Genomic DNA, 24,728 nt, shown 5'->3' with positions numbered 1-24,728 from the left:
GCTGTCCTAGCCGACCAGGGCGATGATCGCCTGAACGGCCACGTAGGCCGCGACGATCAGAACCAGAACGGCGAATCCGCGTTTCAGCACCGTGTCGGACAGCCCTCGGGCGAGCCGGCCGGCGATCAGGGACGCCGCCATGGCCGTCCCGGCGAACGCCGCGGTCACGGCCCAGTCGATCTGCACGTCACCCAGGTGCGCGGTGAACCCGGCGATCGAGTTGATGACGATGATGACCAGCGAGGTCCCCACGGTCACGCTCATCGGCAGGCCCAGCACCAGGGTGAGCGCGGGCACGATGAGAAACCCTCCTCCGACGCCGAGCAACCCGGTCAGGAAACCGACCACCGCGCCGGTGGCGAGGGCCCGGGGCAGGCAGCTGCGCCACCGAATCCCTCCGTCCGGCAGCGCGCACGGGCCGCCGGAAGCCCGGATCGGCATGAACATGCGGATGCCGGCGACGACCATGATCGCGGCAAAGATCAGGAGCAGAACTCCGGGGTCGAGCAGCCGGTTGACCATCGTGCCCAGGTAGGCGGTGGCCACGCCGGCGGAGCCGACGATGAGGGCCAGACGCCAGTTGACGCCACGACGAAGCCGCGGCAGCACGGCGACGGCGGAGGCCGCTCCGACCACGATCAGGGAGGTGGGGATCGCCTCATCCAGCGGAAGCCCGACGCCGTAGACGAGGGCCGGTACGGCGATGATCGCCCCGCCGCCGCCGACCAGGCCCAGCAGCGCCCCGACGATGATCCCCAGGGCTAGGGCCGCGACGATCACGGGTGCTGAGGCAGAACCGTGGGCAGCCGCTCAGCGGTCCACTCGAGCATGCCGCCCGTCATATTGATCGTGTCGAATCCAGCAGCCGTCAGATATTCCGCGGCGCTCGCGCTGCGGCGCCCGCTGCGGCAGACCAGGATCACGGGTTTCTTCGGGTCCAGGGCCGCGGTGTTCTCCGGAATCGTGCCGAGCGGAATGTGCCGGGCTCCGGCGATCATGCCGTCCAGAAGTTCCGGGGTCTCCCGGACATCGACGATTTGCGCCTCGGCCAGGCGGGTGAATACCTGCTGCGGGGTGAGTTCCATTATGAGTGCCTTTCGAGGGACAGGTTGGGGCGGAATCGTCCCCACAGAACCAGGAGGAGTCCGGTCAGCGCGAAAACGCCGAACAGAGCCCCTCCCAGGAACGTGAGGTCGACGGCCGCGAAGATTTCGAGGGTTCCGCCGCCGATTCCGAGGTCGGTGAGCATGGCCATGAGGCCCATCCCACCGACGAAGAAAGCGACGAAAACGGATACGCCGGTGACGATCAGATTGTAATAGACCTTCCGCAGCGGGTCGATGGATGCCCACTGGTAGACGTGGTTCATCAGGATTCCGTCTGCGCTGTCGAAGAGAGCCATGCCGGCCGTGAAGACGACGGGGAGGACCAGTGCCGCATACCAGGGCAGGCCCGGCGTGAGCACCCCGGCGAAGACGAAGAGGCTGATCGAGGCGGCGGTGTCGAGGCCGAGGCCGAAGAGCACTCCGATCGGCAGCATCTTCCAGGGCCGGTCGACGAGCCGGGACATCGGCCGAAGCAGCCGGTTGATCACGCCGCGGTTGTCCAGGTGCCCGTCGAGCTCGCTCTGCACGAAACGTCCGGCCCGCACGTCTCGAAGCACCTGTCGCAGCCCCTTCAGAGACGACAAGTTCAGCGCGCCCATCAGAATCAGGAAGATTCCGGAGACGGCAGCGCCCCACACGCCGGTGATCTGTCGAAGGGCGGAGCCGTCATCCGCGAGGCTGCCGGCGAAGGCGTTGATGCCGAGAACCAGCAGCACCACGGAGACCACGACGACGGAGGAATGCCCGAGGGCGAACCAGAAACCGACCGACACCGGGCGGCGGCCGGCGGCAACGAGGCGCCGGGTGGCGTTGTCGATCGCGACGATGTGGTCGGCGTCGAAGGCGTGCCGCACCCCCAGCAGGTAGGCGCTGACCGCCAGACCGAGCATCACCGCGGTGTTGCCGCCCGTGCGGGACAGCTGCGGCAACACCAGCAGGAACAGGGTCCCCCAGCCGATCAGGTGAAGGGCGACCACGGCCGCACCCATGCCGAGAAGACTTCGCTTCTCGGCTGGGTGGATCGCCGTCCGCTTCACCGACATGGGGTTAGACGGTCAGCTCGGCCAGGGTGAGTCCGGCGGCGGATGCCTCGTCGAAGTTGGCGTCGACGTGCACGACCTCACGCCCGGCGCGCTGAAGCAGGCTGGCGGCAACCCCGGCCCGGTAACCGGAACCGCAGTGCACCCAGATCTTGCCGGCCGGGATCTCGTCCAGCCGGGAAAGCAGCTCGTGCAACGGAACGCTCACCGCATCGAGCAGGTGGGAAGCGGCGAACTCGTCGGCGCGCCGCGTATCCAGCAGAACATCCTGCTCGGCCCGGCCCTCCAGCACCCCGGCCCAGCCCACGCGGGGGTACGAGGCGACCGGGGCATCCGGGGCCAGAGCGTGCGGCTCGGTGCCGATGGCGGCATCCGGTGAGTCGATGCCGATGCGCGACAGGTCACGGATGGCGTCCTCGACGTCTGCACGGTCACCCACCAGGGTGAGCTGCTCGTTCCAGGGCAGAACCCAGCCCAGGTAGGTGGTGAAGTTGGAACCGTTGCCGTATTCGAAGCTCACGGCACCCTGCAGGTGGTTGCTCGAGAATGCGACCCGGTTGCGCAGGTCGACGACCCACTCCCCCTCGGCCAGGCGTCGGGTGAGCTCGGCGGAGTCGAGGGACTCGGGCACCTGCAGGTTCGCGGGGCCGGGACCCTGAGTGTTCGCGGGGGCCATGTGCGCGTAGTACGAGGGGTACGCGGTGAGGTTGGCGATCAGGTCACGCACGAAGTGCTCCTCATCGGCGTCGGTCAGGGCGTGGTTCGCCGTGAGCTGTTCCCCGATGGTGGATGCTCCGGCGCCGGTGGCCGGGCCGCTGGAGCAGAAGGAACCGAACCCGTGGGTCGGGAAGAGCGCGGCCTCATGCTCGGCTTCGTGCACGAGCCTGCGCACCGAGGCGTACTGGTCGTGGGTGAGCCCGACCGTGTCGCTCGCGGCCACCAGGTCGGTGCGTCCGACCGAGCCGAACAGCAGGCTTCCGCCGGAGAAAACCGCCTCGGTCGTGCCGTCGCTGACGATGTAGGACACGTGCGTGTGGGTGTGGCCCGGCGTGGCCACCACGGTGACGGTCAGACCGCCGACGGGGATGACCTGGCCGTCGGTGACCGGCTCCCGCTCGAACGTGACGGGGTCGGCGGCGTTGACGAGGTATTTCGCACCGTGCACCCGGGCAAGCTCGAATCCGCCGGTCACATAGTCGTTGTGCAGGTGGGTCTCGGCAACGTGGGTGATGGTGACCCCGGCCTCGCGTGCCGCATTCTCCACCCGGTCGGTGTCGCGCTGCGGGTCGATGACGACCGCGACGGCGCCGTCGTGCACCAGGTAGCTGCGGTCTCCCAGCTGCGGGGTTTCGATAACGATAACGTCCATGGTTCGAAGTCCTCCAAGTCGTGTGCGAATGGAATTGCACGTTCATACGATACCCCCAGGGGTATCCGAACGCAACCCGTGCAGGCTTGACCAAAATACCCCATGGGGTATATTCTGGCGTCATGGCAACCATTGACACGACCGAGAAAACCTTCGACCAGACCATCACTGACAACTCCATCGTGCTGGTGGACTTCTGGGCCGCCTGGTGCGGCCCCTGCCGCATGTTCGCGCCCACCTTCACCGCCGCATCCGAGAAGCACCCCGACATCGCCTTCGTCAAGGTCGACACCGAGGCCGAGCCGAGCCTGGCCGCGGCCGCCGGCATCCGTTCGATCCCGACCCTGATGGCCTTCCGGGACAAGGTGCTCGTGTTCTCCCAGCCCGGCGCCTTGAACGCCTCCTCCCTGGAAGAGGTCATCACCGCCGTGCGGAACCTCGACATGGACGAGGTGCACGCCAGCATCGCGGCCCGTCAGGCCTCCGACCAGGCCTCCGTTTAGGGGCTCGGCAGGCGGATCGTGATCACGGTCCCCGTGCCCGGAGCGGATTCCGCCGTGATCGCTCCGCCGTGACTGGTGACGATTTCGCGCACCAGGGCCAGGCCAATCCCCGACCCCGCGACCTGCTCGGCCGCGCGGCCCCGCCACAAGCGATCGAAAATGTGCGGCAACTCGTCGGCCGGGATCCCGGGACCGCTGTCGGCGACCCGGAGCACCGCCTGGCGGTCTTCCGCAGTGACGCTCAGGTCTACCGTGTCGCCCGGGCGGCAATACCGGGCCGCGTTGGCCAGCAGGTTGCCGACGGCCTGGTGCAGACGGTCGGCATCCGCACGCACGTGGACGGATTGGCCCGCGTCGACCGTCATGTTCACATCCGCCGCCCGCAGCTCTGACTCGCGCACCGTCGACTCCTCCCGCACGATCTGCGCGAGGTCGACGGATGCGAGGTGCAGGGACAGGCCCGCCGTCTCGACCGCGGACAGTTCGGCCAGGTCGGCCACCACGCGTCCCAGCCGGAGGGACTGGTCGTGCAGTCCGGCCAGGCCTTCGGGGGTGGGCTGCACGAGTCCGTCGCGCATTTCCTCCAGTCCGGCCTGCAGCGCGGCCAGCGGGGTGCGCAGTTCGTGGGCCACGTCGGCCGTCATGTTGCGGCGATCCCGGTCCGAGCGGACCACGGCGTCGGCCATGTCGTTGAAGGCGACCGCCAGTTCGCCCAGCTCCCCCGGGGCCCGTTCGGTGGTGCGCGACTGCCGGTCGCCGGCCGTGAACGACTGGGCGGCATCCGTCATCGCCCGGATCGGCCGCACGAGCAGGCGCGTCACCAGCCAACTCGCGGCGAGCGCCACGATCAGGGCGACGACGGCGGCCACCGCGATCCAGGCCCAGGCCACGTCGATCACCCGGGTGCCGGCCGCGGGGCCGAAGTTGATCCGGACCGATCCGACCTCGCTGCCGTCGACCAGGATCGGCGTCGTGACGACGTTCTCGCTCGGGCCGGCCCCCTGGCCCGGCCCCTGACCCCCGCCCTGCCCGGTGGGGTTGCCACGGCCGGCCGCCCTCGACTGGAGCGCCTCCCCGTCGGCATCCAGCACGGCCACGCGGGCGGATGCCGCGTCACCGATCGCGATGACCCGGCTCAGGTCGGCCTGCTCCCAACCGCCGGCCTGCCGGTAGGCGTCGGCGGCCGCTGCCGCCGCCCGCGCCGCGATTTGCTCCCGGTCATTCTGCTGGGCGACCTGCACGCCCCGATCCACGCCGATCAGGGCGGCCCCGGAGAGCACGAGCACCGAGGAGACCGCGACCAGCACGAAGGCGAGCAGGAGGCGGCGCCCGAGGGCACCGAGCCCGAGACGGGGATGGGGATGGGGATGGGGATGGGGATGGGGATGGGGACCGACGGACCTCATCGGGCGTCGTCCTGGCGCAGGCCCAGCCGGTAACCGACGCCGAGCACGGTTTCCACCACGTCGGCGCCGTCGGCGCCCAACTTGCGCCGGAGGTTCTTGACGTGGGAGTCGATGGTGCGCTCGTAGCCCGCATACTCGTAGCCGCGCACCCGGTTGACCAGTTCGTAGCGCGAGTAGACCCGCCCGGGCGCGGCGGTCACCGCGGCCAGGAGTCCCCACTCGGTGGGCGTCAGATCGAGCAGAACGCCGTCGAGCCACGCCTTGTGTTCGCCCTCGTCGATCCGCAGCCGCTTGTTGCCGTAGGTCACCGGCCCGGTCACGGCCGGCATCCCGCTGTAGCGGTGCAGCACCGCCTGCACGCGCAGCACGACCTCGGCCGGGCTGAACGGCTTGGTGACGTAGTCGTCGGCGCCCAGTTCCAAACCGTGGATGCGATCGTCGGTCGAGCTGCGGGCGGTCAGCACGATGACCGGGAGGTTCCCCAGTGCGTGGATCTCGCGCAGGACATCCGTGCCGTCGATGTCGGGCAGACCGAGGTCGAGGATCACCAGATCGGCCGACGCCAGCAGTCGCAGGGCCTCGGCGCCGGACCCGGTGGTGAGCACGGAGAAACCAGCCCGCTCCAGATAGCGGCGCAGAACGTCACGAATGTCACGTTCGTCTTCGACTACCAGCACGTTGGCCATACTTCACCATAACGACGGAGGCCGGGCACGGATGTCTCCGCTCCCGTTCTCCATGCACTCTCCACACGCTCCGCAAGGCCCCTGCACCTCGGGGAGGCACCGTGTAATCAGCAAGAAGCACAAGCCGCACGAATTACCAGGTCAGGGAGCACACCATGAACAAGAAAACAATCGTCAGCTCGGCGATCACCACCGCGGCCGTCGTCGCCGCTCTCATCGCCACGCCGGCGCTCACCGCGACCGCACGCACCGTCGACGCCCCGGAGGTCGGTGCGTCCATGCACACCAGCCAGCCGTCCGCCCCGGGCGAAGGCACGCAGGGCGGCCGGTTGAACCACGGCAGTATGGGCCAGAATATCGGCGGCCAGAAAATGGGCGGCCAGAAAATGGGTGGCGGCACCGGACTCATCGACGTGGCCGGCGGCACCCTGACGGACGACCAGAAGGCAGAGCTTGCCGCGATGGCCGAAGAGGAGAAGCTCGCCCAGGACCTGTACGCCGCGTTCGACGCCCAGTACGACGCGATGGTCTTCACTCGCATCGCCAAGTCGGAATCCAGGCACCTGGATGCCGTACGCACCCTCCTCGAGCGGTATGAGTTGACCGACCCGACCGTGGGTCTGGAGGCCGGTGAGTTTGTGAGCGACGACACCCAGGCGCTCTACGACACCCTGCTCGCTGACGGCTCGGTCAGCCAGGATGCCGCCATGGAGGCCGGCCGCACGGTCGAGGAGACCGACATCGCCGATCTGACCACCGCGACCGCGGGCGTCACCGCCCCCGACGTGCTGAAGGTCTACGAGCGACTGCTGGCCGCTTCAGAGAAGCACCTCGCCGCCTTCGGCGGCTAAGGGCCGGAAGCAACAGCGAAGGGCACCCACGATTGTGGGTGCCCTTCGCTGTGCTGTGTGCTGTGTGCTGGTGCTCGCGCTACGGGGTCGTGACGACCGGGAGACCGGTGGAGACGGCGGCAGCGGACATGCCGCCGGCATCCGTCACCGAGGTGAATCCGAGTTCGGCCAGACGTGCCGCGGCGGCTGCCGAACGGTTGCCCGACTTGCAGTACACGACGTAGTCGCCGTCGGCCGGCAATGCCGACACCTGGCTGTCGAAGTCGGATGCCTGCACGTCGATGTTCATCGCACCTTCGAGGTGACCGGCGGCGTACTCCCCCGGGGTGCGCACGTCGATCACGACGGCGTCGGCCGAAATGGAGGACTGAGCGGCCGGGGCGGCCGGGGCGGAGCAGGCGGTGAGGCCGAACAGTGCGGCACCGGCCAGGACGAGTGCTGCGACGAGGTTTTTCATGCCTAGTTGCAGGTGCAGCGCTCAGCGCGCGGGACATTGGCCATGACGCTGTCGACGTGCTCGCCGCAGCCGGTCCAGGTGATCTTGCCGCAACGGTTACAACGAATGGGACTGCACATGGGTGGCTCCTTCTCGATTCAATGGAAATACCAATATACCCCCTAGGGTATCCAGAACGCCACCACGGGCCTCATTCCCGCTTTCCAGCACGGGCCGGCAAAGCCTAGATGCCGGCGGCGGTGAGGAATGCGCGCACTTCGGGAGGTGTCGGCACCCGGCCGGAGACGACGACCTTCTCGTTGATCACGAGGGCGGGAGTGCTCATCACGCCGTAGCCGACGATCGCGGCGTAGTCTTCGACCTTTTCGATGGTGGCGTCCAGGCCGAGCTCTTGGACGGCGGCCGTTGTGACCTTGGTGAGGGTTTTGCAGTTGCTGCAGCCAGGTCCGAGGATCTTGATGATCATGGGATGGTTCCTTTCGGGAGGGGTTCGGTGAGGAGGGGTTAGGCCAGGATGGCGTTGAAGAGGTAACCGACGGCGACGATGCCGAGGCCGGTGGTCGTGATGAAGATCGCGAGCAGCTGGGGTTTGAGCACTCGGCGCAGCAGGATCATTTCGGGCAGCGACAGGGCGACGACCGCCATCATGAAGGCCAGCAGGGTGCCCATCGGAAGGCCCTTGTCGTAGAGGGCGGCGACCAGGGGCATGATCCCGGCGGCGTTGGAGTACAGCGGGATGCCGATGAAGACCGCGATCAGCACGCCGAAGGGGTTGTCGGGGCCGGCGTAGGTGGTGAAGAACTCGGCGGGGGCCCAGCCGTGGATGAGGGCGCCGAGGCCGATGCCGACCAGCAGGTAGATCCAGATCTTCTTGATGATGGACTTGACCTCTTCGACGCCCATCTGCATCCGCTGCCCGAAGGTCAGCCCGAGGGAGGGGTCGATGGTCTCGCCGCCGAGTTTCACGTCGAAGACGAAGGGTTCCACCCACTTCTCGACGTGCAGGCGGCCGAGGATCCAGCCGGACACGATCGCGATCGCGAGGCCCGACACCACATAGAGGGCGGTGATCTGCCAGCCGAACAGGGTCAGCAGCAGACCGATGGCGATCTCATTGACCAGCGGGCTGGCGATCAGAAAGCTCATCGTGACGCCGATCGGCACGCCGGCGGCGACGAACCCGATGAAGGCAGGCACGGCGCTGCAGGAGCAGAACGGGGTGATCACCCCGAGGCCCGCGGCGAGGATATTGCCGACCCCTTCGCGCTTGCCGCCGAGGAAGGCGCGGGTGCGCTCGACACTCATGAAGGAGCGGAGCACGGTCGAGGCGAAGATGATGATGGCCAGAAGCAGCAGGATCTTCAGCGAGTCGTAGATGAAGAAGTGGATGGTCTCGGTCACCCGGCTCTCCGGGTCGAGGCCGAACGCGTCGTACAGCACCACGTCCCAGAGCCACTCGTTGACCCAGTAGACCAGGGCCCAGATCGCCACGCCCAAGGCCAGGATTCCGACCCGGCCACGAGTGGTGGTCGGTATCCGTTCGGCGATGCTCACAGCTGCTCCTTGACCGGGAACGACGAATCATTCGACGTTCATCTAATTACAAGTATCGTCACCTCTTTGATATGTGTCAAGAAGGTGACAGGATGTCCCTATGCCTAAAACGCTTCCGCTCCTCGAGGATGTATCGCCGATCTGCTGCGGCGCTCTGGGAAACAGCGCCACCCTCGACCTGGCTGATGCGATCGCGCTCGCGGTGCGCCTGAAGGCCCTGGCCGACCCGGTGCGCCTCCAACTGCTGGCCTACCTCCTGGCCCAGCCGAACCAGGAGGCCTGCACCTGCGATTTGGCCCCGGTCGTGAAACTGTCCGAGCCCACCGTCAGCCATCACCTCAAGAAGTTGCAGGCCAGCGGGATCCTGACCAAGGAGCGGCACGGGATGAGTGTGCATTACCGCGTCGTCCCCGAGGCCATCCATGCCATCGCCCGAACCCTGGACACGGGCGACTGGGCGCAACCGGTTCTCAATCTCGGGATTTCTTCTCAATCGTAGAAGAACTGCAAAAGTTCTGCCTCGAATCCCGGAGAAGACCTCTTGTTATTGCGGCAGTCTTCATGTAGCAGCCGATAACGGGCCGCCAAAACAGCCGTCCACGCTCTGCACAATTCAACGTCGAAGGAATGCACATGACCCTCTATCAAGACGACACCAAGGCCGTCGAAGTTCTCAAGAACGCGGCCGGGAGCAGCTGGGATGCGATCAACCCTGAGTCGGTCGCCCGCATGCGTTCACAGAACCGTTTCAAGACCGGCCTCGAAATCGCGCAGTACACCGCCGACATCATGCGCAAGGACATGGCGGAGTACGACGCGGACTCCTCCGTCTACACGCAGTCCCTCGGGGTCTGGCACGGCTTCATCGGCCAGCAGAAGATGATCTCGATCAAGAAGCACCTGAAGACCACGAACAAGCGCTACCTGTACCTGTCCGGCTGGATGGTCGCCGCCCTGCGGAGCGACTTCGGCCCGCTGCCCGACCAGTCCATGCACGAGAAGACGGCCGTTCCCGCGCTGGTCGAGGAGCTCTACACATTCCTCCGCCAGGCCGACGCCCGCGAGCTGGACCTGCTGTTCACCGCCCTGGACGGGGCCCGCTCGGCCGGCAACGACGCCAAGGCCGCGGACATCCAGGACCAGATCGACAACTACGAGACCCACGTCGTGCCGATCATCGCTGACATCGACGCCGGCTTCGGCAACCCCGAGGCGACGTACCTCCTCGCCAAGAAGATGATCGAGGCCGGCGCCTGCGCCATCCAGATCGAGAACCAGGTCTCGGACGAGAAGCAGTGCGGCCACCAGGACGGCAAGGTCACCGTCCCTCACGAGGACTTCATCGCGAAGATCAACGCCGTGCGGTACGCGTTCCTCGAGCTCGGGATCGACAACGGCATCATCGTCGCCCGCACCGACTCGCTCGGTGCCGGCCTGACGCAGAAGCTCGCCGTGACCTACCAGCCCGGAGACCTGGGCGACCAGTACAACTCCTTCCTCGACGTGGACGAGATCACCGAGGACGAGCTGGGCAACGGGGATGTCGTGATCAAGCGCGACGGCAAGCTGCTCCGCCCCAAGCGCCTCGCCAGCAACCTGTTCCAGTTCCGTCCGGGAACCGGTGAGGCCCGCTGCGTCCTCGACAGCATCACGTCGCTGCAGAACGGCGCGGACCTGCTCTGGATCGAGACGGAGAAGCCGCACGTCGCCCAGATCGCCGGAATGATGAACGAGGTACGCAAGGTCATCCCGAACGCCAAGCTGGTCTACAACAACAGCCCCTCGTTCAACTGGACCCTCAACTTCCGTCAGCAGGCGTACGACAACCTGCTCGCCGAGGGCAAGGACGTGTCGGCCTACGACCGCGCCAAGCTCATGAGCGTCACCTACGACGAGACCGAGCTCGCCCAGATCGCCGACGAGAGCATCCGCACCTTCCAGCGCGACGGCTCGGCCGAGGCCGGCATCTTCCACCACCTCATCACCCTGCCGACCTACCACACGGCCGCGCTGTCCACCGACGACCTGGCCAAGGGCTATTTCGCCGACCAGGGCATGCTCGCCTACGTGAAGGGCGTGCAGCGTCGCGAGATCCGCGAGGGGATCGCCACGGTCAAGCACCAGAACATGTCCGGCTCCGACATCGGTGACAACCACAAGGAGTACTTCGCCGGCGAGGCCGCGCTGAAGGCCGGCGGAACCAACAACACCATGAACCAGTTCGAAGAACCTGCCCTGAGCCACTAAAGCACTCAGCCACTAAAGCACTCAGCCACTAATTCGACATCTGCACAGGTCGTGACGAAGAAGCCCCAGTCTCCGGACTGGGGCTTCTTCGGTGTCCGGGTGAGCGGATGCCCACTGACCGAATCAGTTGCGTCTCCCGCCGAATCCCAGCAAGCTCTGGGCAGGGCCCTCCACCTTGACCGTCAGGCAGAGATCGTCCGGATCCTCTCCCGCAACGGCTTCCATCTGCTCGGCGAGGCGGGCGTCGACCCGCGCGAACTGAGCCTGCCAGCCGGACAACACAGGGCGGCCTGTGGATAACCAGATCAAATGCACATTGTGGTGGAACGGAGACGCCCGCCGCATCCGTCGCCGGGCCTGCCGAGTGCATCCGTTGCTGAGGTGCCACTGCGCCCTCGCGAGCCGGGCCGGAGGCTCGTGGCGCACCCTGTGGAAGCCGGCGTGCGTTCTAGCGTGCGCCCGCTGCCACAGGGTGCGCCGCGAACGCCTGAACGACGCCAGCACCACCATGCACACCCGACTGGCGGGAACCCACGGCGGGGAGCACTAGCACGCAGACGGATGGCGCGGCAACCCATAGGGGTCGCCGCGCCATCCGTCTGATCTGGCGTTCTAGTGCTTGAACGCGTCCTTGACGTTCTCGCCGGCCTTCTTCACGCTGGCGGAGCTCTGCTCGGCCCGGCCCTCGGCGACCTTGGAGTCGTCGTTGGTCGCCTTGCCGACCGTCTCGGTGGCCTTGCCCTTGAGGTCTTCAGCGGCGTTCTGGATCTTGTCGGATGCACTCATTGGACTCTCGATTCGCGTTGGTTTTACGTGGTCGGCATTCCAGCGCGGGTTCGCGCGTCGCCGTAGGACATACACCTCTAAGACGCATCGCGGACCCTGTTCGTCACGCGTGCACGCGAAATCGCGTATCCCGAGTCGAACGTGCGCCCGGGAGCGCGACCGCCCACCTATGCCCGCGCGGCGTGGTTGCCGATGCACGGTCCTGCGCGGCTCGCCCGACTATGCTGACCGTGGCGGCAGCGAGTTGCCAATGCGGAAGTGGCGGTGGCGGTGAAGGCTTCGGGGTTCGACCTGGATGCCCGGTTGCGGCGCTCCCCGTGGGTGTCACGGGCCTTGAACGCGGAGGCCGTCTACGGCACTGTGTTGGCCGCCGGTCTCATTTCCGCCTTCTCCCTATACAACCCCGGCCTGCCGGCCCTCATCGCCCGCACGGTGGGAACCGTCCTGGTCTTCTGGGGCGCGCATGTGTACGCCGAAATCGTCGGCAACCGTGAGATGAGCTGGCGGGAGGCGGTCCGTGAGGCGCTGCAACGCTCAGCCGGGCTGTTATGGGCACTCATTGTGCCGGTAGCCTGCCTGAGCGTCGCCGCACTCCTCGGGTGGTCGATGGATGCTGCCGTAGACCTCTCATTGTGGGCTGCGGTAGTCACCCTCGCGGTGCTGGGCTGGTGGGCTGCCCGGCAACGACAGGCCGGTATTCTCGCAAAGCTCGCCACCGCGGCCGGCACGGCGGGCATGGGCTTGGCGCTGATCGCACTCAAGGCGCTGGTGCACTGAGCGGGGCTCGACCACCGCGGGCGGCGCACCGATCAGGCGCTGTCGTCTTCGGCGAGCAGCGTGTCGATCTGCCCCATGGCCCCACGCATGCCCTCCTCCATGCCCATGTCGGACATCTGCTGCATCTGCTCCAGGTTCGCGAACGTCGAGACCGTGGTCATGCGGGTGCGTCCCTCGGTCTCCTCCAGGGTCACCACCGCCCGCACCGACCCCATCTCGGGAACCGGATCGCCGTTCTCGTCGGCGAAGCCGTCCTCGAATTCCAACCGGCGCGGCGGCGGCTGGATCAGCGTGGTCACCCACCAGCCGGGGCCCTTCTCGCCGTCCGGGCCGGTCATGTAGTAGTTCGACCGGCCGCCGGGCACGAAGTCGTGCCGCTCGAAGGTGGCCGGCCAGGTCGGCGGGCCCCACCAGCGTTCAAGCTGGCGCGGGTCCTCCCAGAGCTGCCAGACCCGCTCCGGGCTCCCGTCGAAACCGGCCACGAATGTGAGGGTGAGCGCCTCGGTGTCTTTGTGGGAACTGATGACGGTCATGATTTTCTCTCCTTATTCGTCTCTACCTGGTCTCAACAGGATGTCGCTGAATTCGCGACGCCGACAGCCCCCGCGGCATGTACAGACCGCTCTTAGTAGCCGACCACGCGGTGGCGCTGCGAGACCGCCGCCGCACCGTAGGGGTAGTCGGAGACGACCGGCGCACTCAGGGTGCCCAACCGTGCCAGGTGCTCAGCGCTCAGGTGCACGTCGGCGGCGGAGAGATTTTCCGCGAGCTGTTCCACGCTCCGTGCCCCGAGGATGACCGAGGTCACCGCCGGTTGCGCCTCGAGCCAGGCGAGGGACACCTGCGCGCTCGTGGCACCTACCTCGGATGCGATCTCGGCGACGGCGTCGATGATCCGCCAGGTGCGTTCCTGCTTATTGCGCGGTTCCCAGGCTTCCATCCCGCGCGCGGGGTCTTCGCCCAGGCGCGTGGCCCCGGTGGGATCCGTGTCGCGCTGGTACTTGCCCGACAACCATCCGCCGCCGAGGGGCGACCACGGCAGAAGCCCCAGGCCCGCGTCGAGGGCGGCCGGTACGATCTCCGATTCGATTTCGCGCACGAGGAGGCTGTATTGCGGTTGCAGGGTGACCGGCGGCGTGAAACCCAGCGCCCGTGCCACGTGCACGGCCTTCGTCAGCTGCCATCCCAGGAAGTTGGAGAAGCCGTAGTAGCCGATTTTTCCACTCCGGATGGCGTCGTCGAGGAAGCGCAGGGTTTCCTCCAGCGGCGTCACCGGGTCCCAGGCATGCAGTTGATACAGGTCGACGTGATCCGTGCCCAGCCGGCGCAGCGAGTCGTCGAGCGCCCGGATCAGGTGCCGGCGGCTGGTGCCCCGATCGTTCGGGCCGCTGCCCATCGGAAACCGGCCCTTGGTCGCGAGAACGATCTGCTCCCGCTCGGTCGGGTGAGCGGCCAGCCAGGTCCCGATCATCTCCTCCGAGACCCCGGAGCTGTAGACATCCGCTGTGTCGATGAAGGTGCCCCCCGCTTCCACATACGTGTTCAAGAGCGAGTGGGCCATCTTCTGGTCGGCTTCCGCACCGAAAGTCATGGTGCCGAGGGCGTAGGTCGAAACGACCGCGCCGCTGTTGCCGAGTGTGCGATAGTGCATCTGCGATTCCTATTCTATTTCGAGCTAGGGGCGCCACTTTTTTCAAGATGAAGCGCCCATGGCCTCGTTGTCTGCCAGAGTATGCTGCGGGCCGTCAGCGGTCGGGCGGACCGGCGACGGTGATGACGACACTTCCCACTTTCTGCCCGGTCTCGACATAGCGGTAGGCCGCCACGATGTCGTCCAGAGGATAGGTTCGATCGATCAGCGGCGTGAACTCTCCGGATTCGATCAGCCCTCTCAGATACACCACCATCTCGGTGGTCTGGGTCGGTATGGGGAACAGCACCTTCCTGCCGCGCTGGAGCGGCGCGAGGAGAGCCAGGAACGGGTTCTGGGCCCAGGGGCCCAGTTCCGTGGAGATGTAGATTCCGCGCGGTTTCAGGAGGCGCTTGCACTGGCCGAAAGAGCTCTTGCCGACCGCATCGAGGATCACGTCGTAGCGCTGGTCATCGAGAGTGAAATCCTGGACCGTGTAGTCGATGACCCGGTCGGCGCCCAGACCTCTGACCAGATCCATGCTGTTCGTGCCGCAGACGGCGGTCACCTGAGCACGGAGACTCTTCACCAACTGCACCGCCGCCGAGCCGATGGCTCCTGACGCACCATAGACGAGCACGTCCTGCCCGCTCCGAATCTTCGCCGCCCGGATTTGCACGAGGGCATAGTGCGCCCCCTCCGTGCTGGGAGCCGCCTCCGCATAGGTCAGATTCGCCGGCATGATCGCGATCGCGCCGTCCGCCGCAACCGTCAGGTACTCCGCGTGCGCACCGAACGGTCCCTCGTTGTAACCGAAGACCCGGTCGCCGACCGTGAAAGACGTGACACCGGTGCCGACCGCCTCGACGACTCCCGCGAACTCGCAGCCGAGCACGGTCATCCGTGGGGCGGTGAGCCCGGTGAAGAGTCTCATGAAGAAGGGATTCGCGGCCCGGTTGGCGCAGTCGGTGCGATTCACCGTGGTCGCGTGCACCTTCACGAGCACCTCGCCGTGCCCGGCGGTCGGTGTGCCGACGTCTGACACCCGAACCACGTCCGGAGGACCGTACTTCGTGTGAACCGCTGCCCTCATGGCTGGACCTCAGCCGGTTCGCGGCCGATCGGAACGGGCACCGCTCGTCACTTGAGAATGCGGATGAGCTTCTTGTTGGCGAACTCCGCGATGCCGAAGCGTCCCAGTTCCCGCCCGAAGCCGGACCTCTTCACTCCGCCGAAGGGAAGCTCGGCGCCGTCGAGGAGCGAGCCGTTGATGAAGACCATCCCGGCGTCGATCTGGTCCGCCACGCGCAGGGCCTGCTCCGGATCGGTCGTGAAGAGGTAGGAACCCAGGCCGTACGGGATGTCGTTGGCCACCTGCACGGCCTCGGCTTCGTTCGCCACGCGGTAGACGGCGGCGACCGGGCCGAAGAACTCTTCCCGGTAGGCGTCGCTCTGCGGGGACACGTCGGTGAGGACCGTCGGCGAGAAGAAGGCGCCCGTGCGACTTCCCCGCGCTGCGACGGTTGCACCCTGGGCCTCGGCTCGCTGGAGCTGTTCCTCGAGGCCTTCGGCGGCGCCGACGGATGACAGCGGGCCCAGCGTGGTCTCCGGCGACAGGGGATCTCCGGGCACATTGCCCGTCATCTTCGCCGTAAAGCTCGCCACGAAGGCGTCGAACAGGGCGTCGATCACGATGAAGCGTTTGGCCGCGTTGCAGGACTGGCCGGAGTTGTCGATGCGGGCGGCGACGGCGGCGTCGACGGCTTCCTCGAGGTCGTCCGTGCTGAGCAGGATGAACGGGTCGGATCCGCCGAGTTCGAGCACGACCTTCTTGAGGTTGCGGCCCGCGACCTCCGCGACGGCGGCTCCGGCCCCCTCCGAACCGGTCAGGGACACCCCGCAGACGCGGGGGTCCGGAATGATGATGTCGGAGATCTGAGCGCTGGATGCGTACAGGTTCTGGTACGCGCCCGCCGGGAAGCCGGCATCCGCGAAGATCGTCTCGATGGCGGCAGCGGATTCGGGGCACTGCGAGGCGTGCTTGAGCAGGATCGTGTTGCCGAGCACCAGGTTCGGGCCCGCGAACCGGGCGACCTGGTAGTAGGGGAAGTTCCACGGCATGATCCCGAGGAGCACCCCGAGGGAGGCGCTACGGATGAATGCCGAGCCCTCACCACCGAGCAGTTCGATCGGTTCGTCGGCGAGGAAGGCCTCGCCGTGGGTCGCATAGTAGGAGTAGATGTCGGCTGAGAAGTCGACCTCTCCGAGTGCCTGCTCGACGGGCTTGCCCATCTCACGCACGATGAGCTCGGCTAGGTGCTCGCGGCGCTCGGTGTGCAGGTCCGCGACACGCTGCATGAGGGCGGCACGCTCGGTCACCGACGTGCCACGGGAGAACTCGCTGTGGGCACGGTCTGCGGCCCCGATGGCGTCGGTCACCTCGGCATCCGTTGCCAGAGCAAAGCTTGCTCCGCTCGCCCCGGTGGCGGGGTTCGTGACTGTGTACTTGTTCATTATTTCTCCCCAAGCTTTCTTCGCTGACGCCGATCGAGAACGGACCGCTGCTGCGGGAGCAGGGGCGCGCTCGTGTCGTTACAGTCTGCCGCAGTCAGGGCATTTATTCTCAACGGAGGTTGTAATACTCCCGATGAACGTTCGGCGGCCTGACGCCGGACTGCTGCAGGCCCTTTTGAAAACCGTTCACGATTCCCTCGGGTCCGTCACTCTGGGGAGACTCCCCTGCAGCTGTAGCCGCAGCCCCTTCGGCACGAAGGGGCGCCAGCGCGGCGTGGTCGATCCCGGTGTACCACTGCTCCACCGACGGCAAGGTGCCGTTCAGCTGTCGGGTTTGACGACCCGGTCTTGATCCCACGGGGTCGCCCACCGGAGCTCCTCGAACATGCGCGACAGCACGATGGCGGTGAACCCCCACACCAGCTTGCCGCCGACGGTGAACGCCGGCGCCCGGTAGGTCCGGTTCCCGAACGCGTGGGCCGTGCTCACCCGGTTGACCGGGTCGAGCAGATCCGCCACGGGCATCCGGAACACCTCGAAAGTTTCATCGTGGTCGATGGCGGCCACCTGGGACGGGCGTGTCCACCACGCCGGCACGGGCGTGACGAGATGGTTACTCACCGGCACCGCCAGCGCCGGCAGGGTGCCGAGCGGTTCGAGCCCGGCCGGGTCGAGTCCCGTCTCCTCGACGGCCTCGCGCAGCGCCGCCGCGATCGGGCCGGCGTCGGATTCCTCCAGCCGGCCGCCCGGGAAGGCGATCTGCCCCGGGTGACTCCCGAGCGTCGCGGCCCGGCGCAACAGGAGCACATCCAGGTCACGGCTCACCTGCCGACTGCCGGGGCCCGGCGCGGGCGCCTGTGCGGGACTCGGTGGAAGTACGGAGTCGAGCACCCCGAAGAGCACGAGGACGGCGGCCCGGCGTGCGCTGGACGGGTCCGGCAACACGCGGGACAGACGTGAGAGGTCGGTGTTCCAGTCCAGGCCGCGCTCGCAGAGCGCCGCGAGCTCGGCGCGGGGATGATCAGCCACGCCGTGCACGCTACCAGCCCTCGCTCAGCACCTCATCGAGGCAGTCGACGAAGAAGTCCGCGCTCTCCCGGCTCAGGCACAGCGGCGGCTTGATCTTCAGCACATTCTGCCGCTCCGAGGCGGGCTGCACGATCACGCCGAGCTCCAGCATCCGTTCGCAGATCGCGGCGGTCTCGCTGGTCGCCGGCTCCCGGGTGTCCCGGTCGCGCACGAGTTCGACCCCCTGGTAGAGGCCCAGGCCGTGCACCGTTCCGATCAGCGGATGCCGCTCCGTGAGCTCGGCGAGCCGGCCCGAAAGGTGCCGGCCGACGGAATCCGCGTTCTGCTGGAGGGATTCGTCCCGGATCACGTCGAGCACCGCCAGGCCCGCGACGCAGCCGACCGGGCTGCCGCCGGCCGAGGAGAAAAAGTTGCCCTCCCCGGCCAGGGATTCGGCGACGTCGCGGCGGGTGAGCACCGCGCCGAGCGGGTAGCCGTTGCCCATCGCCTTGGCCACGGTGAGGATGTCGGGCACGACGCCCTGCTGCGCCGAACCCCAGAAGTGGCTGCCCAGACGGCCGTAGCCGACCTGAACCTCGTCGGCGATGCACAGCCCTCCACGGGCGCGGATCTGCTCGTAGACGAGCGCGAGGTAGCCCGCGGGCGGCATGACGCCGCCGGCGTTGCCCAGCACGGGTTCGGAGATGAAGGCGGCGAGGTCGGCGCCCGGGCCCGCCGCCTCGTCCATCAGCCGGGCCAGATCCGCCGCGTAGGCCTCTGCCGCCCCGGCGCCGCGGTGCCTGCCCCGATAGACGTTGGGGGCATCCACGATGTGCACCCAGCCGGGCCGGGAGGCCGCGGCGTGGGGGTTGTCGAACGCCGAGGTCGAAACCGCGTCGGAGGCCATCGTCCAGCCGTGGTACCCCTCGCGGAGGGCGACGACGTTGTTCCGGCCGGTGTGGATCCGGGCCAGGCGCAGGGCCAGGTCCACAGCCTCGCTGCCGCTGTTGACCAGCAGCACGGTGTCGAGGGACGGGTCCGGCGATGTGGCCACGATCCGTTCGCAGAGGTCGGCGAGCGCCGAGTAGAGAAACCGGGAGTTCGTGTTGAGCAGCGCCAGCTGAGCGCTCACGGCCCGGCCGAACCGGGGGTGGCTGTGCCCGATCACGGCCACGTTGTTGACCATGTCGACGTAGGAGCGGCCGCGCGTGTCGATCAGCAATTCCCGCCAGCCGCGTTCGATCTGCGGCGGCCGTTCGTAGTATTTCTCCTGCGCCGCGGCCATCACCGCGCCGCGCCGCGCCAGTTCGACCGCCGGATCGACGACGGATGCCTGCGGCGCCAGCCCGAGCCACCGCGCCGGGTCCGGAGCGAGGGTTGCCCACGCGGCGGCCCGGGAGCCCTGGGTGAAAAGTGGGGCGTGCAGCCCCCCGTGGGCGAGCTGCTGCACGGTCACCCGGCCGCTCGGGCTCGCCACGCCCAGGGCCTGCCCCGCGGCGACCGCGGCCCCCGGCGCGAGGCAGGGCGTGATCCCGCCGATGCGCAGCTCGCTACCGGCCAGGGTCAGCACCAGGGTGTCGCCGCCGACCGCGGTGACCGTGGCTCGCGCGGGTGCCACGATCGCCGAACCGGCCGGCAGGAAGACCTCGGTGAACAGGGCGAACGTGTCGGGTTCCCGGCGGGAGAGCGGCGGGGTTCGGGTGAGCCGGAACTGGCCGTAGGGGGCGACGGCGACGCTGTGCCGGGCGAGGGCGGCCTGCGCGAGGCGCCACTCGGCATCCGGTGCCTGCCAGAGGCCGTCGGCCAGCGCTGGGCTGGTCACGGAGAAGTCGAGCATCTCGTAGTCGCCGCCGGCGAGTGCGGGAATCAGCGGGAGGACGGTTTCGGCCTCGGCCTCGGCCGGGCGACGTTCGGCACCGGCGCGCGGTGGCCGGCCGAGCCCCTGCCGGATGGCCGCTTCCGCCTCCTCCCAGCCGATCGCGCTGGCGGCGGCGAACACCCGCCATTCGGCGTCCATCCGGTGCCGGGCATAGTCGTTGTCGGCATCGATCCGCACCTGCTGCTCGCCGCTGGCCACCAGCACCGCCCCGCGGAGAACGATCAGCGGCCAGAGCGCGACGATCTCGTCATCGGTCAGGGGAACGACCTCGTCGAAGGCGACGATCGCGTCGAGGGCCGCCAGCGGATTGCCTTGAACGTGGTGCAGAACGGATGCCGCGGTGACGGCCAGCTCCGCCACCAGCCATCCGGTTCCCAGGTCGCCGAAGTCGATGACCCCCTCGGGAATGTGATGGCCGTTCGGCAGCACGGCGCAGATCACGTTGTCGTCGGTGATGTCCCCGTGGATGGTCTGCAGCCGCAGTGCGGATGCCACGGTCGCCAGGCGCGCGGCGGCGCTGTCGGCGATGGCCGTCAACTGCGCCCGGGTGTCCTCCGCCGGCACCCAGTGCACCAGCAGGTCGATCACGGCTTTCGCGTTGCGCAGGTCCCACTGCAGCGTGCGGTCGAGCCCGTCGGCCGCGAAGCCCTGCAGGTGCAGCGCCGTGGTGCCCGAGAGCCGGCCGAGTGCCCTGACCACCGGCGGGGCCAGGTGGCCCTGCGACTCGAGCGAGGGGCCCTCGAGGAAGGTCAGCAGCCGAACCGGGAGAAGGGAGGCATCCGTTCCCCGCCACTGCTGGCGGCTGCTGCCGTCCACTCCGCGCACCGGCTGCGGCACCCGCATGCCGCGCGCGGCCAGGAACTCCATCACCGCGTCCTGCGCCGCCAGCTCCGTGGCGGAGAAGGCGGGGTTGTCGACCTTGAGCACGTGGCGCCGCGCTCCGTCACCGGGGCGCGCGCTGATCAGAAAGTTGCGATCCTGCTGGCTGCCGAGTTCGCGGGCCGTGCCCTCGATGCCGAAGAGCAGCGCCACCATGGATTCGGCGTCCGCCGCCGTGATGTCCGGGCGCACCAGCCCCTGGCCACTGAAGAAATCAAAACCGGGCACGTCGACGCTCCTCGCAGCTGGTGCAGTGAATCCTGACAGTTTGGCACCCGGGCTACCCGATACGTGCGCCCAACGCTCACTTCGCGCGCAACTCGGAGCCCGGCGGGCAGGGATGACATCATCAGGAGAGACAGCGTCGTCGTCACCGCCCGAGGGACGCGTGCGAACACTCGTGATTGCCGCGTGATGCCCGGGACCGAACAACGACCGAAAGCCGCCGCAGTGAACCACCCCGTAGAGCCCTCCGACATCCGTCTCATCGTTTCGGACATGGACGGCACGCTTCTCGACGACGAGGGCAACGTGCCGGACGCCTTCTGGCCTCTGCTCGATGACCTGCACCGGGCCGGAATCCTGTTCGTGCCGGCCAGCGGACGCCAGTACCAGACCCTGCACGGCATTTTCGGCGAGCACGAAGGACTCATCTACATCGCGGAAAACGGAACCAACGTGGTGCAGGGCGGCATCAGCCTCGACCTTGAACCCGTCGAGCCCCCGATCATCGCCCCCATCCTGGACTGGGTGCGCAGCACCGCCGCCACCGGAGCCGACCTGGGGATCGTCGTCTGCGGCGCCCGGAGCGCCTACATCGAGCGCAGCGACGAACGATTCGTGAGCCAGGTGCGCCGGTACTACAAAGCGGTCGAGGTCGTCACGGATGTGCGCGCGGCCGCCCTCGACGACGTGGTTCTGAAGCTGGCGATCTATGACCCCGCCTGCGCCGAGGCGCGAAGCGGACCGGCGCTGCGCGGCCTCGATCTTGCGGCGGCGGTCGTGGTCTCGGGCACGGACTGGGTCGATGTGATGCGCCGGGGAGCCAACAAGGGCCGGGCGCTGGAGCGGCTGCAGTTGCAGCTGGGAATCAGCCGGGCCCAGACGATGGCGTTCGGCGACTATCTCAACGACGCCGAGATGCTCGATGCCGCCGGGCACTCCTACGCCATGGCCAACGGCCACCCCGGCATCCGGGCGCGTGCCGTGCACCTTGCGCCCTCGAACTCGGAGGCCGGTGTGATCAGCAGCATCCGGGCTGCCCTGCCGCACCTGCAAACCGGGCGGGTGCACGCCCGGTAAGTCCCCGCCGGTTGATCTGGTCACGGACCGCCGGATGATATATGATCGCACGAAGCGATAATAGAACTGTGTGTTCGATTATCGAACACACAAGACAGAGACGTCCGTTCCACCCACGCAGAGCCCACAAAGAAGTGAGGAAGCCGTGCAGTTTCACCACCACGGATACGTGTCCACCGATCCGCGCATCCAGGACGCCGCGGGGGTCGGTCTGAATCGCCCCGACGAGCTCCCCGACAACGTCGACGTTCTCATCGTCGGAACCGGCCCGGCCGGCATGATCACCGCCGCCCAGCTCTCCCAGTTCCCGGGCATCACGACCCGCATCGTAGAGCGCCGCGGTGAGCGCCTCGCGATCGGGCAGGCCGACGGCATCCAGGCCCGCAGCGTCGAGACATTCCAGGCGTTCGGCTTCGCGGAGCGCATCATCGCCGAGGCGTACCGCATCACCGAGATGGCCTTCTGGACGCCGGATCCTGCCGACGTGACCCGCATCATCCGTTCGGCCCGTGCCGTGGACGACCCCACCGGCATCAGCGAATTCCCGCACCTCATCGTCAACCAGGCCCGCGTGCTCGACTACTTCGCCGAGGTGATGGCGAACTCGCCGACGCGGATGGAGCCCGATTTCGGCTTCGACTTCCGCAGTCTGGAGACCACCGACGAGGGCGAGTATCCCGTCACGGTGACGCTCGTGCACACGACCGGGGAGAGGAAGGGCCAGGAACGTATCGTTCACGCCAAGTACGTGGTGGGTGCCGACGGCGCCCGCAGTGGCGTGCGCGACTCCATCGGCGGCACGCTCGCCGGCGACCAGGCGTTCCACGCCTGGGGAGTGATGGACGTGCTCGCGGTCACCGACTTCCCGGACATCCGGATGAAGTGCGCGATCCAGTCCGAATCCGGTGGGAACATCCTGCTCATCCCGCGTGAGGGCGGGTATCTGTTCCGCATGTATGTGGATCTCGGCGAAGTCGCCGCCGACGACAACGGCGCCGTGCGCACGACGACGATCGAGGAGATCATCGCCAAGGCCAACGGCATCCTGCACCCGTACACCCTCGACGTGAAGAATGTCGCCTGGCACAGCGTGTACGAGGTCGCCCATCGTCTCACCGACCGGTTCGACGACCTCCTCCCCCACGAGATCGGCACACGCACTCCGCGGGTCTTCATCACCGGGGACGCCTGCCACACGCACAGCGCCAAGGCCGGCCAGGGCATGAACGTGTCGATGCAGGACGGCTTCAACCTGGCCTGGAAGCTCGGCTACGTGCTCGAGGGTCGCAGCCCCGAATCGCTGCTCGGCACCTACTCGGCCGAGCGTCAGGTGATCGCGAAGAACCTGATCGACTTCGACAAGACCTGGTCGACCCTGATGGCGACGAAGTCGGAGGACCTCGAGGTGCCGCTGGAGCAGTTCTACACTCAGACCGCCGAGTTCCCGTCCGGCTTCATGACGCAGTATCCGCCGTCGATGCTGATCGGTGAGGACACCCACCAGGGGCTCGCGACCGGGTTCCCGCTCGGCAAACGCTTCAAGTCCGCCCCGGTGGTGCGTGTCGGAGACGCCAACCCGGTGCAGCTCGGGCACCACCACCGCGCCGACGGCCGGTGGCGCGTATACGCGTTCGCGGATGCCGCGGCATCCGGTGCGCCTTCCGTTCTGACCGACTGGGCCGAGTGGATGCGCACGTCCCCCGAGTCGCCGCTGCTCGCGCACACCCCCGCCGGGGCCGACATCGACAGCGTCTTCGACATCAAGGTGGTGTACCAGCAGCCGCACACCGGCGTGGACGTCGGCCGGGTTCCGGGCGTTTTCCTGCCGATAACCGGCCCGTACGAGCTGATCGACTACGAGAAGCTCTATGCGACCGACCCGGAGCACGACATCTTCGAGCTGCGCGGGATCGACCGCGGTGGCGCCGTCGTGGTGGTGCGCCCGGACATGTACGTGGCGACGGTTCTGCCCCTGACCGCGACCGCGGAGCTGGCGGCCTTCTTCCGGCAGATGCTGCTGGTGCGGTAGGCGCTGGTGCGGTAGGCGCGCGTGCGGTAACTTCCTGGTGCGGGCCACTCCCGGCCGCGAGAGCGGGTGAATCGTCGCTTTGAGCTGCGCTAAGCGACGATTCACCCGCTCTCGCGGCGTGCTACTCGGCGGACGGGCGCTGACGCTGCTTCTTGGTGGCCGACCGCTGCTGCTTCGCGGCGAGGTGCCGCCGGCCCGAGCCTCGGGTGGGTTTGGTCGGCCGGCGCGGGGCCGCGTCGGGAGCCAGGCCCGCAGCCACGAGGTCGGCCAGCTTGGCCAGTGCGAGCTCGCGGTTCCGCAGTTGGGAGCGCCGCTCCGAGGCGGTCACGGTGATCACCCCGTCGACGAGGCGTTTGGCGAGGCGGGTGAGCAGGCGCATCCGCTGGTCGTCGGAGAGCTTTGCCGAGTCGGCGACGTTCCAGAACAGCTCGACACGGCTGTCGGAGGTGTTGACGTGCTGGCCGCCCGGCCCCGACGACCGCGAGAATCGCCAGCCGAGTTCGCGGTCGGGAATGGTGAGCGCGGGCGACACCTCCAGATCCATGCACTCAGCGTGCCACGATCCGGGCGACAGCATCGGCCAAAGCGTGCCGTTGGTCGAACCGTTCGAGACCCGAGACCCCGGCGAGCCGAACCCGGGAACTCACGTCGACGCCGGTCGAGCCTGTCGAGACCCGAGACCCCGGCGAGCCGAACCCGGGAACT

General features: G+C 67.7%; 25 protein-coding genes. 7 read left to right on the top strand and 18 right to left on the bottom strand.

All coding sequences use genetic code 11. The features are described from left to right. Nucleotides 1-6 precede the first annotated feature (6 nt). The 4 genes from E3T23_RS00455 to E3T23_RS00440 are packed head-to-tail and all read right to left on the bottom strand — an operon-like array spanning nt 7 to nt 3,515. Nucleotides 7-780 carry a sulfite exporter TauE/SafE family protein gene (locus E3T23_RS00455; RefSeq protein WP_134368458.1) on the bottom strand — a complete coding sequence of 258 codons (774 nt, stop codon included), beginning with the start codon at nt 778-780 and terminating at the stop codon, nt 7-9. Further along, nucleotides 777-1,085 (bottom strand): rhodanese-like domain-containing protein, encoded by a 309-nt coding sequence (locus E3T23_RS00450; RefSeq protein WP_134368457.1) that lies wholly within the window; start codon nt 1,083-1,085, stop codon nt 777-779. Before E3T23_RS00450 ends, E3T23_RS00455 begins: the two co-directional genes overlap by 4 nt. Beyond that, nucleotides 1,085-2,149 carry a HoxN/HupN/NixA family nickel/cobalt transporter gene (locus tag E3T23_RS00445; RefSeq protein ID WP_134368456.1) on the bottom strand — a complete coding sequence of 355 codons (1,065 nt, stop codon included), beginning with the start codon at nt 2,147-2,149 and terminating at the stop codon, nt 1,085-1,087. Before E3T23_RS00445 ends, E3T23_RS00450 begins: the two co-directional genes overlap by 1 nt. Before the next feature lie 4 nt (nt 2,150-2,153). Continuing rightward, a complete protein-coding gene (locus E3T23_RS00440; RefSeq protein ID WP_134368455.1) occupies nt 2,154-3,515 on the bottom strand; it encodes an MBL fold metallo-hydrolase in 1,362 nt (453 codons plus the stop codon). A 122-nt stretch (nt 3,516-3,637) separates the two neighbouring features. Here E3T23_RS00440 and trxA point away from each other — a divergent pair, with 122 nt between their 5' ends. Next, nucleotides 3,638-4,018: a thioredoxin gene (gene trxA, locus E3T23_RS00435; protein ID WP_134368454.1), complete on the top strand. Its 381-nt coding sequence runs from the start codon at nt 3,638-3,640 to the stop codon at nt 4,016-4,018. On the opposite strand, the gene E3T23_RS00430 is transcribed toward trxA, so the two are convergent. Both E3T23_RS00430 and E3T23_RS00425 read right to left on the bottom strand, forming a co-directional pair. Further along, on the bottom strand, nt 4,015-5,325 hold the full coding sequence (locus E3T23_RS00430; RefSeq protein ID WP_166806140.1) for a sensor histidine kinase: 1,311 nt from the start codon (nt 5,323-5,325) through the stop codon (nt 4,015-4,017). The genes trxA and E3T23_RS00430 overlap by 4 nt on opposite strands. A 95-nt stretch (nt 5,326-5,420) precedes the next feature. Beyond that, complete coding sequence (locus tag E3T23_RS00425) at nt 5,421-6,110, bottom strand: response regulator transcription factor (RefSeq protein WP_134368452.1); 690 nt, start codon at nt 6,108-6,110, stop codon at nt 5,421-5,423. A 155-nt stretch (nt 6,111-6,265) separates the two neighbouring features. Between E3T23_RS00425 and E3T23_RS00420 the strand changes: the two genes are divergently transcribed. After that, nucleotides 6,266-6,961 carry a DUF2202 domain-containing protein gene (locus E3T23_RS00420; RefSeq protein WP_198416152.1) on the top strand — a complete coding sequence of 232 codons (696 nt, stop codon included), beginning with the start codon at nt 6,266-6,268 and terminating at the stop codon, nt 6,959-6,961. Between the two features lie 79 nt (nt 6,962-7,040). On the opposite strand, the gene E3T23_RS00415 is transcribed toward E3T23_RS00420, so the two are convergent. From E3T23_RS00415 to E3T23_RS00405, 3 genes are all read right to left on the bottom strand, one after another. Further along, nucleotides 7,041-7,418, bottom strand: a complete 378-nt coding sequence (locus E3T23_RS00415) for a rhodanese-like domain-containing protein (protein ID WP_134368451.1) — start codon at nt 7,416-7,418, stop codon at nt 7,041-7,043. 223 nt (nt 7,419-7,641) lie between these two features. After that, nucleotides 7,642-7,884 carry a thioredoxin family protein gene (locus tag E3T23_RS00410; RefSeq protein WP_134368450.1) on the bottom strand — a complete coding sequence of 81 codons (243 nt, stop codon included), beginning with the start codon at nt 7,882-7,884 and terminating at the stop codon, nt 7,642-7,644. Between the two features lie 38 nt (nt 7,885-7,922). Then, nucleotides 7,923-8,972 carry a permease gene (locus E3T23_RS00405; RefSeq protein ID WP_134368449.1) on the bottom strand — a complete coding sequence of 350 codons (1,050 nt, stop codon included), beginning with the start codon at nt 8,970-8,972 and terminating at the stop codon, nt 7,923-7,925. 100 nt (nt 8,973-9,072) lie between these two features. On the opposite strand from E3T23_RS00405, the gene E3T23_RS00400 reads away from it, so the two are divergent. Further along, entirely contained in the window at nt 9,073-9,471 is a 399-nt protein-coding gene (locus E3T23_RS00400; RefSeq protein ID WP_134368448.1) for an ArsR/SmtB family transcription factor, read from the top strand. Nucleotides 9,472-9,605: 134 nt separating this feature from the next. Next, entirely contained in the window at nt 9,606-11,219 is a 1,614-nt protein-coding gene (locus E3T23_RS00395; RefSeq protein ID WP_134368447.1) for an isocitrate lyase, read from the top strand. A gap of 123 nt (nt 11,220-11,342) precedes the next feature. On the opposite strand, the gene E3T23_RS00390 is transcribed toward E3T23_RS00395, so the two are convergent. Beyond that, nucleotides 11,343-11,528, bottom strand: coding sequence for a hypothetical protein (locus E3T23_RS00390; protein WP_134368446.1), 186 nt, complete (start codon nt 11,526-11,528; stop codon nt 11,343-11,345). A gap of 303 nt (nt 11,529-11,831) precedes the next feature. Then, nucleotides 11,832-12,005 carry a CsbD family protein gene (locus tag E3T23_RS00385; RefSeq protein WP_134368445.1) on the bottom strand — a complete coding sequence of 58 codons (174 nt, stop codon included), beginning with the start codon at nt 12,003-12,005 and terminating at the stop codon, nt 11,832-11,834. 270 nt (nt 12,006-12,275) lie between these two features. On the opposite strand from E3T23_RS00385, the gene E3T23_RS00380 reads away from it, so the two are divergent. Then, nucleotides 12,276-12,782 (top strand): hypothetical protein, encoded by a 507-nt coding sequence (locus E3T23_RS00380; RefSeq protein WP_134368444.1) that lies wholly within the window; start codon nt 12,276-12,278, stop codon nt 12,780-12,782. 32 nt (nt 12,783-12,814) lie between these two features. Here the strand turns inward: E3T23_RS00380 and E3T23_RS00375 are convergent, their stop codons facing one another. The 6 genes from E3T23_RS00375 to E3T23_RS00350 all read right to left on the bottom strand — a co-directional run bounded on the left by E3T23_RS00375 (nt 12,815) and on the right by E3T23_RS00350 (nt 20,920). After that, nucleotides 12,815-13,315: an SRPBCC family protein gene (locus E3T23_RS00375; RefSeq protein WP_134368443.1), complete on the bottom strand. Its 501-nt coding sequence runs from the start codon at nt 13,313-13,315 to the stop codon at nt 12,815-12,817. A 92-nt stretch (nt 13,316-13,407) separates the two neighbouring features. Continuing rightward, the gene (locus E3T23_RS00370) at nt 13,408-14,433 is read right to left on the bottom strand and encodes an aldo/keto reductase (RefSeq protein ID WP_134368442.1); all 1,026 of its coding nucleotides are present in this window, start codon (nt 14,431-14,433) and stop codon (nt 13,408-13,410) included. Nucleotides 14,434-14,527: 94 nt separating this feature from the next. After that, on the bottom strand, nt 14,528-15,466 hold the full coding sequence (locus E3T23_RS00365) for an NAD(P)-dependent alcohol dehydrogenase (RefSeq protein WP_198416151.1): 939 nt from the start codon (nt 15,464-15,466) through the stop codon (nt 14,528-14,530). Nucleotides 15,467-15,552: 86 nt separating this feature from the next. After that, entirely contained in the window at nt 15,553-16,926 is a 1,374-nt protein-coding gene (locus E3T23_RS00360) for an NAD-dependent succinate-semialdehyde dehydrogenase (RefSeq protein ID WP_134368440.1), read from the bottom strand. A 321-nt stretch (nt 16,927-17,247) separates the two neighbouring features. Then, nucleotides 17,248-17,955 (bottom strand): NUDIX hydrolase, encoded by a 708-nt coding sequence (locus E3T23_RS00355; protein ID WP_134368439.1) that lies wholly within the window; start codon nt 17,953-17,955, stop codon nt 17,248-17,250. 10 nt (nt 17,956-17,965) lie between these two features. Next, a complete protein-coding gene (locus tag E3T23_RS00350) occupies nt 17,966-20,920 on the bottom strand; it encodes an aminotransferase (RefSeq protein WP_134368438.1) in 2,955 nt (984 codons plus the stop codon). Nucleotides 20,921-21,142: 222 nt separating this feature from the next. Between E3T23_RS00350 and E3T23_RS00345 the strand changes: the two genes are divergently transcribed. Together E3T23_RS00345 and E3T23_RS00340 are read left to right on the top strand one after the other, a co-directional pair. Next, nucleotides 21,143-21,994 (top strand): Cof-type HAD-IIB family hydrolase, encoded by an 852-nt coding sequence (locus tag E3T23_RS00345; RefSeq protein WP_241977476.1) that lies wholly within the window; start codon nt 21,143-21,145, stop codon nt 21,992-21,994. Between the two features lie 145 nt (nt 21,995-22,139). Further along, complete coding sequence (locus tag E3T23_RS00340) at nt 22,140-24,023, top strand: FAD-binding monooxygenase (protein ID WP_134368437.1); 1,884 nt, start codon at nt 22,140-22,142, stop codon at nt 24,021-24,023. A gap of 121 nt (nt 24,024-24,144) precedes the next feature. Here the strand turns inward: E3T23_RS00340 and arfB are convergent, their stop codons facing one another. Continuing rightward, nucleotides 24,145-24,567, bottom strand: a complete 423-nt coding sequence (arfB, locus tag E3T23_RS00335) for an alternative ribosome rescue aminoacyl-tRNA hydrolase ArfB (protein WP_134368436.1) — start codon at nt 24,565-24,567, stop codon at nt 24,145-24,147. Between the last annotated feature and the right edge of the window lie 161 nt (nt 24,568-24,728).

The organism is Cryobacterium cheniae, assembly GCF_004403395.1.
GTDB lineage: Bacteria > Actinomycetota > Actinomycetes > Actinomycetales > Microbacteriaceae > Cryobacterium > Cryobacterium cheniae.
This window is presented reverse-complemented; position numbering and strand designations above follow the sequence as displayed.